General features: G+C 31.4%; 7 protein-coding genes. All 7 read left to right on the top strand.

The window, feature by feature from the left end:
* The first annotated feature begins 170 nt into the window (after window positions 1–170).
* Window positions 171–1,109 carry a GNAT family N-acetyltransferase gene (locus RR430_RS08725; protein WP_332487548.1) on the top strand — a complete coding sequence of 313 codons (939 nt, stop codon included), beginning with the start codon at window positions 171–173 and terminating at the stop codon, window positions 1,107–1,109.
* Between the two features lies 1 nt (window position 1,110).
* Entirely contained in the window at window positions 1,111–1,791 is a 681-nt protein-coding gene (locus RR430_RS08720) for a PIG-L deacetylase family protein (RefSeq protein ID WP_332487546.1), read from the top strand.
* Window positions 1,785–2,675 (top strand): N-acetylmuramic acid 6-phosphate etherase, encoded by an 891-nt coding sequence (gene murQ / locus RR430_RS08715; RefSeq protein ID WP_332487545.1) that lies wholly within the window; start codon window positions 1,785–1,787, stop codon window positions 2,673–2,675. Before RR430_RS08720 ends, murQ begins: the two co-directional genes overlap by 7 nt.
* A gap of 9 nt (window positions 2,676–2,684) precedes the next feature.
* Complete coding sequence (locus RR430_RS08710; protein ID WP_332487543.1) at window positions 2,685–3,173, top strand: PTS system mannose/fructose/N-acetylgalactosamine-transporter subunit IIB; 489 nt, start codon at window positions 2,685–2,687, stop codon at window positions 3,171–3,173.
* Between the two features lie 21 nt (window positions 3,174–3,194).
* Complete coding sequence (locus RR430_RS08705) at window positions 3,195–3,974, top strand: PTS mannose/fructose/sorbose/N-acetylgalactosamine transporter subunit IIC (protein WP_332487542.1); 780 nt, start codon at window positions 3,195–3,197, stop codon at window positions 3,972–3,974.
* A gap of 1 nt (window position 3,975) precedes the next feature.
* A complete protein-coding gene (locus RR430_RS08700; protein ID WP_332487540.1) occupies window positions 3,976–4,848 on the top strand; it encodes a PTS system mannose/fructose/sorbose family transporter subunit IID in 873 nt (290 codons plus the stop codon).
* 54 nt (window positions 4,849–4,902) lie between these two features.
* Window positions 4,903–5,517: hypothetical protein (locus RR430_RS08695; RefSeq protein WP_332508935.1), on the top strand; the 615-nt coding region annotated here is incomplete at its 3' end.

Here is a 5,517-nt window from a genome sequence, read left to right as displayed (position 1 = left end):
AATAAACGGAAGGTATATCTAAACACTAGATATGGTATTCCATTTATTCTTTTTTTTTGCAAAATCAGAATAAATTGAAAGCGCTTCAAAAAACTCTTGCATATTTAACTCAATGAGTTATAATGAAATTAACTTAATATGTTAACATATCAAGTTAATGGGAGGATATAATGCAAATAATTAATTATAGTCAATATTATGAACAGCAAGTAGTTGATTGTTGGAACAGATGCTGTTGGTATGATGCCATAACGATCGAAAAATTCAGAAAACAAGCTTTATTTGATGATAATTTTGATAACGAACTTTGTTTTGTGGCAGTAGAAGATGAAAAAGTAATTGGGTTTATATTAGGTACAAAAAGAAAATTTCCATACTTAGAACGTGGATTAGAACCAACAAAAGGATGGGTTAATGTTATTTTTGTAGATGAAAAATATAGAAGAAAAGGAATTGGAACAAAGCTATTAAATAGCGTTGAATCAATTTTAATAGATAGAGGTGTAACGAATATAGTATTAGGGGCATATAGTCCAAACTATTTTTTCGCGGGATTAGATCCAATTCACCACGAAGAGGCATGTCGTTTTTTTGATAAAATGGGATATGTTTCAGGAGCTGAGCATTTTTCAATGAGTAGAGATTTACATGGATTTAAAATGAGCGACAAGGTAATTGAAAAAAAACATGAAGCTGAAAATAAAGGATTCAAATTTATTAATTTTGAGTATAAATATTCTCTTGAATTATTAGAATTCTTAAAAGAAGAATTTGGCGGTGGATGGAAGCGTAATGCACTAATTGCCATGCAAAATTCAATTGCTGAGGATGTAATGCTAGTAGTTCTAGATAAAGAAAATCATATCTGTGGATTTTGCATGAGAATGATTGATGGTAATCCGATGAGATTTGGTCCTATTGGAATTGCAAAGTCAGCACGTAATGAAGGTATTGGTGGAATCTTATTAGAAATGCAAATGTGCCAAATGAGTAAAAAGGGTATTTATCATATGTATTTCATTACAACGGATGAACCTGGAAGAAGATATTATGAAAGACATGGTTTATCAGTCTTTAGAACATTTATTGAATATAGAAAGGAATTGTAAAATGACAACTATCAAAAGAGTGGTATCAATTGGAGCACATTCACTTGATGCAGAACTTATGGGGGGACCTCTATTAATTAAGTATGCAAAAGAAGGGGCTCATTGTACTTGTATGCACGTAACTCAAGGAAGACTTGAAGATCCTAATGCTACAAAAGAGGAATGTGATGCATATCTACAAGAATTATTAAATCAAAATCAAAGAGCGGCAAAAAATCTTGGTGCCGATACAATTTGGTTAGGCTATGTATCAAGTAACATGCCTTCAACAGAAGAATTTCAAGCAAGATTAGAAAAATACTTTACTGAAGAAAAGGTTGATTTAGTAATAACACACTGGCGAGGTTCAATGCATCCACGTCATATAAATACACATGATGCAGTTGTACGTGCTGTAAAACATCTTAGAGAAAACGGAAATCAAATTAAATTGGTATATGGAGAAACATTTGAAGATTTAGTTGGATTTATACCGCAAGCATATTTTGTGCTAAGCGATGAAGAAGTTAGCCAATGGAACAAAGCGTTAAATGAATATACGGTATTTAGAGGCGGGGTAAACGATTTCCCATATCAACAATACTATCCAACAAATTTGAAAGTAAGACAAATTGAATCAAATAGTAATGGAAAGACAGTTTGCTACATGTATGCAAGTTTAATAGAGAATGAATTATGGTAGATATTGAACACCTAAAAACAGAAACAAGAAATAAAAAAACAATGAACCTTGACTTGTTAACTACTAAAGAAATTCTTACTATCATGAATGATGAAGATTTAAATACAGTTGCAACAGTAAAAGAAGCTATCGAAGATATTGAACATTGTGTTGAACTTGTCATTAAAACATTGAATCAAGGAGGTCGCTGCATTTTTGTAGGTGCAGGGACATCAGGTAGATTAGGAATTCTTGATGCAGTTGAATGCGTTCCAACGTTTGCTACTACAGATGAAATATTAGGTATCATTGCTGGTGGTAATGAAGCATTTGTAAAAGCAGTAGAAGGAGCAGAAGATTCTAAAGAACTTGCTAAAAAAGATTTACAAGATATTAATTGTTCATCAAAAGACATGGTCATAGCACTAGCAGCAAGTGGAAGAACTCCTTATGCAATAGGAGCACTTGAATATGCTAAAAGTATAGGTGCAAAAACAGGTTCAATTTCTTGTAATAAAAATAGTGAATTATCAAAATACAGTGAAGTTGCTATCGAAGTAGATGCAGGACCAGAAATTCTTACAGGTTCAACTAGACTAAAAGCAGGAACGTGTCAAAAATTGATATTAAATATGATTACAACGACATCTATGATAGGGATTGGAAAAGTATTTGGAAATCTCATGGTAGATATGAAAGCTACAAATGAAAAACTTGTAGAAAGAGCAAAAAGAATTGTAATGATGGCTACTGAATGTGACATAAAAAAAGCTGAAGAAGCATTAATGAAATGTGACTATCATTGCAAAACAGCTATCGTCATGATTTTATTAAATATTGGCGAAGAAGAAGCAAAACATAAATTAAATGAAGTGAATGGCTTTGTAAGAAAAGCGATTCAATAAGGAGAGAAAATGGCAAAGACATATATAAGAGTTGATGATCGATTAATTCATGGACAAACAATCGTAGCATGGTGTCCGACATTAGGAATTCAAGAAATAATTGCAATTGATGACGAAAGTGCTAAAAATCCAATGCTTCGTTCTATTCTAACAATGGGAGTACCAAAACAATATATTACTCATATCGTTACAACAGAAGAAGCAAAAGAAATTCTTAAACAAGAAAGCGATAAAAATAGACTAGTAATTGTGAAATTTCCAAGTCTACTAGTTGCAATTAAAGATGAAATCCAAGGGTGCGAACAAATTATCTTGGGTAATATGGCTAAAAGACCAGACACAAATCATCAAGTAACAGGAGCTACAGGTATATTTTTTCTAAGTGATGAAGATATTACTAATATAGATGGGCTCATTAAAGAAGGATTTAAAGTTAGCTTTCAACAACTACCAAATGCAGCGGGTACAAGTTGGGAAACTTTTAAAAAATCAATATAAAACATAAGGAGGAGACAAAGTATGACAATGATTCAAATTATCTTGATTGCATTATTTATTTACTTAGGTTCAATCGGATCAATCGTTGGAAACACATTTGGTTGGTATACACTAGGTAGACCAATTGTAGCATCACTTGTAGTAGGTGTTATCATGGGTGATATTCCGACAGCTTTAGTTGTAGGAGTTCCATTACAAATCATGTATATGGGAAATGTTACACCTGGAGGAGCAGTAGCTTGGGATTTATCTTATGCGACTTATATAGGTACTGCAGGGGCACTTGTATTTGGAGCTGGATTAGGAACAACAGAAGTAATTGGATTGGCAGTAGTTTTTGCAGGTATTGGAGGACTAGTTGGACAATTAATGTGGAATATTTCGTATGCTGCAAATTTACCACTTAATCGTATTGCACAAAAATATGCAAATGAAGGAGCTACAAACAAGATGTACATTCCAAATGTTCTGTTAGGACAATTAATTGGATTTGCATGTCGTTTCATTCCTGCTGTTCTTGTTTTAACATCAATGACTGCAGCATCAGGTCAAGCTGACTTCGCAACATTAATTCCAGGTTGGGTAACAACATTATTAGGAATTTTTGGAGGCATGATGGCTTCACTAGGAATGGGTATTATATTATCATTCTTATTAAAGAAACAATATCACTTTGTAATATTCTTGGCTGGATTTATTCTTATTACTTATTTCAATTTAAGTACAATGGCAGTAGCTGTTGTTGGAATTATAACTGCAGTATTATACTATACAATCATTACAGGAAAGGAGCATGCATAATATGACAATCGCTAAGAAAATTAGTCCTAAATCACTTAAAAAAGCATTCTTTACATGGTTCTTTTGGAATGGTTGTTCTCAACAAGCAGAATCAATGTTAGGTATGGCGTTTGGTCAATCAATGGCTCCTGTTATTGATGATTTATATGAAAGTAAAGAAGATAAAGCAAAAGCTTTACATCGTCATATAACATTATTTAATACCGAAGCACAAGTTGGATCAATTTGTAATGGTATCGTATGTGGATTAGAAGAAGCAAATGCAAATGGGCAATGTACACCAGAGTTAATTGAATCAGTTAAAGTTGCATTAATTGGTCCAACATCAGCAATTGGTGATTCCCTTTGGGTAGCTACTATAATCCCAGTGTTATTAACAATCTGTTTATCAATAGCACAAGCATCTCCTGAAACAGCATGGTTAGGACCTGTTATTTATATGATAGCTTATCCATTAGGAACAATATTATTAAGCTGGTGGCTATTTAAAGTTGGTTATAAATCAGGATTAGAAGGTATGCAAAATATGATGGCTACTGGAAAACTTGATGCATTAACAGATGCTATGACAGTTTTAGGATTAATCGTAGTAGGAGCATTAACAGCTTCATTCGTAAGTGTTTCATTACCAATTCAAATTGTTAAGGATGTATTTGATGGAACAACTGGAGAAATTATTCCAAATCAAGTTCTATTTAATGCAGACAATATGTTAAATTCAATATTTCCAAAGATACTACCACTTGGTTTAACATTGCTAGTATACTGGTTATATGCAAAGAAAAAATGGTCTCCACTTAAATTAATGGGATTCATCTTAATCTTGGCATGTATTTTAACAGGTCTAGGTTACTTAACAGGCGTATACGCATAAATGAAAAATAAGCCTCAACATTGTTGGGGCTTATTCTTACAAGGAGATGAAAGTATGAAATATCTATGGTTAGTTATTGTTTTAATAATTGTTATTATTATTGTTTTCAACTTGGAGTTATTAAGAAGAAAAACAACAGTAGAGCTTAATAAAATCTTATATATAAATAATAATTATAATTTGTATTTTCAATTATTAAAAAATAAGAAACTAAAGTTAATTTACATGCAATCTACTATTATGATGTTTGAATTAGATGGCTATTTAATGCAAGGTAATAACGAAGAAACAGAAAAGTTATTTGATTTATTAGATAATGCAATTCTTACAAAAGGTGAAAAACTTGAATTAAATCAGAAAAAATTATCATTTTATTGTCAAAAGAAGAATGATGTAAAAGCAAAAGAAGCATATGAAAAAATAAGTGATCTTTTAAAAAAGAGTAAAAATAAAGATTTAATTGATGAATGTAAAATAGTATATGGAGTCTATATTTTGCATGATAAAAGTTTAAAAGAATTGTTATTAAACAAAATAAAAAATGTGCATAATCAAAATACTGGATTAGAGTATTATAGATTAGCAAAATTAGAATATTATGATTCTAATAATCAAAAAGCAAAAGAATATTTAGAAATAGCTTCTAAGCAACTAATTAATACTTCTTGG

It is taken from the genome of Anaerorhabdus sp. (genome assembly GCF_036641015.1).
Lineage (GTDB): Bacteria > Bacillota_I > Bacilli_A > Erysipelotrichales > Erysipelotrichaceae > Anaerorhabdus.
The sequence above is the reverse complement of the archived record's forward strand: the minus strand, read 5'-3'. Positions and strand labels throughout refer to the sequence as shown.